The organism is Streptomyces sp. KR55 (assembly GCF_052245645.1).
In the GTDB taxonomy this organism is placed as follows: domain Bacteria; phylum Actinomycetota; class Actinomycetes; order Streptomycetales; family Streptomycetaceae; genus Streptomyces; species Streptomyces flavusporus.
On record NZ_JBQQCE010000798.1, the window covers coordinates 1 to 2,412 of the forward strand.

Consider the following 2,412-nt stretch of genomic DNA (forward strand, 5'->3'; position numbering starts at 1 on the left):
CGGGGGGCTGCCGCTCGGCGCCACCGTCGCCTTCGGCCGGGCCGCCGAGCTGCTCCGGCCCGGTCACCACGGCACGACCTTCGGCGGCAACCCGGTCGCCTGCGCCGCCGGGCTCGCCGTCCTCGACGCCATCGCGAACGAGGGCCTGCTGGAGAATGTCAAGCGGCAGAGCGAGAAACTGCGGGACGGAATCGAGTCCCTGGGCCATCCGCTGGTCGGCCATGTCCGGGGCGCGGGCCTGCTCCTGGGTATGGTGCTCACCAAGCCGCTCGCGCCGCAGGTGCAGCAGGCGGCTCAGGACGCCGGATTCCTGGTCAACGCGCCCGCCCCCGATGTCGTACGGCTCATGCCGCCGCTGAACCTCGGCGACGACGAAGTGGCGGCGCTTCTCCAGGCGTTGCCCGGCATCCTCGACGCAAGCCACGGGGACGGACGAGCCGGAGAATGAGACGACGATGAGTCACGCGCAGGACCACGGGCACGCAGGGCCTGCCGTGCCGCAGACCCGCACCGCACGCCACCGCCGGATCGTGGACATCCTCAACCGGCAACCGGTGCGCTCCCAGAGCCAGTTGGCGAAGCTTCTCGCCGACGACGGGCTGACCGTCACCCAGGCGACGCTCTCCCGGGACCTGGACGAGCTGAACGCGGTGAAGATCCGCAACACCGACGGCGACCTCATCTACGCGGTGCCCAGCGAGGGCGGTTTCCGTACCCCGCGGGCGCCGCTGGGGGAGTCGGCGAAGGAGGAGCGGATGCGGCGGCTGTCGCAGGAGCTGCTGATCTCCGCGGAGGCCTCCGCCAACCTCGTGGTCCTGCGCACCCCGCCCGGAGCCGCGCAGTTCCTGGCCTCGGCCATCGACCAGGCCGAACTGCACGACATCCTGGGCACGATCGCCGGTGACGACACCCTGCTGCTGATCAGCCGGCAGCCGGACGGCGGGCAGGCACTCGCCGAGCACCTGCTGCGGCTGGCCCAGAACGGCCACTGACGCCCCGCCGGTTCACCCCAGCCGGGCGGCCAGCCCTCCCGTGCAGCGCACCTCGTCGCCCGCCGTGATCAGCAGCGCCTCCACGTCCGGCAGCGACTCCAGCCACGCCAGCCCCTCCCGCGAGTCCATCGCGAAGGCCGCCGTGGCCCAGCAGTCCGCCCAGGTCAGCCGGGGCGCCACCACGGTCACGGCGACAAGGTCCGTCACCGCGGACTTCCCGGTGCGCGGGTCGACGATGTGGGCGCCGCGTTCGGCGGTGCCGGACGTGGCCACGGCGAGCTCGTCCAGTCCGGCGGCGGAGATCACCGCCGCCAGCCCGCCCGGCCGCAGCGGATCCGACACGCCGACCCGCCAGGGCCGCTGCGGGCCGGGTGCGCCGAGCAGCTGAACGTCACCGCCGCCGTTGACGCTCACCCCGCTCACCCCGGCCGCCGCCAGCCGCCGGGCCGCCCGCTCGACGGCCCAGCCCTTGACGATCCCGGTCGGATCGAGCCGTCCCTCGTACGACATGCTGAACCAGCCCTCGCTGATCCGCTCCGCCTCGGCACCGAGCTCCAGCACCAGGGCGACGTCGGGATCGCACTCCTCGACGGTCACCTCGCCGCGGGCCAGCCGTGAGACCTGACTGTCCTCGCGGTAGGTGCTGAACACCTCGTCGACCCGATGGAGTCCGGCGATCGCCTCGTCGAGGACCGCCTGGACCGTGCGGGGATCCCCGCCGCGGACGTCGAAGGAGAAGACGGTCCCCATCGCCTCCTCCGCCCGGCGTACCGCGGCGGGAGCCTGTGCGGGTTCGGTCACCGGCTCAGCCACCGGCCTGGTCCAGGGCCGACTGCAGGGACTGCTTGTAGCCGGTGCTGGTGTAGGTGGCCCCGGACACGGCGTCGATGTCGGCGCTGCCTGCTGCCACGGCCGCCTGGTTGAGCTGAGGCACGGCATCGGCGGTGATCTGGCTGCTGCGGCCGCCGCTGGGTGCCTGCACCGCCTCGGCCTGGGTGACCTTCCCGCCGCTGACGGTGACACGGACCTGGACCGGCCCGTACTGGGTCTGGGCGACCTCGCCGGTGACGGTCCGGGCCTGGGCGCTGCCCGAGCCCTGGTCCGCGGCGCCGCCGCCCCCGGCCTGGATCTGGTCCAGGGCGGACTGCAGGGACTGCTTGTAGCCGGTGCTGGTGTAGGTGGCCCCGGACACGGCGTCGATGTCGGCGCTGCCGGCGGTGACGGTGGCCTGGTTGAGCTGGGGTACGGCGTCGGCGGTGATCTGGGTGCTGCGGCCGCCGCTGGGTGCCTGCACCGCCTCGGCCTGGGTGATCTTCCCGTTGCTCACGGTCAGCCGTACCTGCACCGGGCCGTACTGGGTCTGGGCGACCTCGCCGGTGACCGTGCCGCTGCCGGCGGCCTGGGCGCCGCCCTGGGGTGA

General features: G+C 73.5%; 4 protein-coding genes. 2 read left to right on the forward strand and 2 right to left on the reverse strand.

Features of this window, described 5'->3' with window-relative positions; all coding sequences use genetic code 11:
• Both ACTWQJ_RS50205 and ACTWQJ_RS50210 read left to right on the forward strand, forming a co-directional pair.
• The coding region (locus ACTWQJ_RS50205; protein WP_443313018.1) for an aminotransferase class III-fold pyridoxal phosphate-dependent enzyme at positions 1-448 on the forward strand (448 nt) is incomplete at its 5' end.
• A gap of 7 nt (positions 449-455) precedes the next feature.
• Positions 456-992, forward strand: coding sequence for an arginine repressor (locus tag ACTWQJ_RS50210; RefSeq protein ID WP_129796900.1), 537 nt, complete (start codon positions 456-458; stop codon positions 990-992).
• Between the two features lie 12 nt (positions 993-1,004).
• Here ACTWQJ_RS50210 and ACTWQJ_RS50215 read toward each other — a convergent pair whose 3' ends face one another.
• Both ACTWQJ_RS50215 and ACTWQJ_RS50220 read right to left on the reverse strand, forming a co-directional pair.
• Positions 1,005-1,805: an FAD:protein FMN transferase gene (locus tag ACTWQJ_RS50215; RefSeq protein ID WP_443313019.1), complete on the reverse strand. Its 801-nt coding sequence runs from the start codon at positions 1,803-1,805 to the stop codon at positions 1,005-1,007.
• Positions 1,798-2,412: FMN-binding protein (locus tag ACTWQJ_RS50220; RefSeq protein WP_443313020.1), on the reverse strand; the 615-nt coding region annotated here is incomplete at its 5' end. The genes ACTWQJ_RS50215 and ACTWQJ_RS50220, both read right to left, overlap by 8 nt.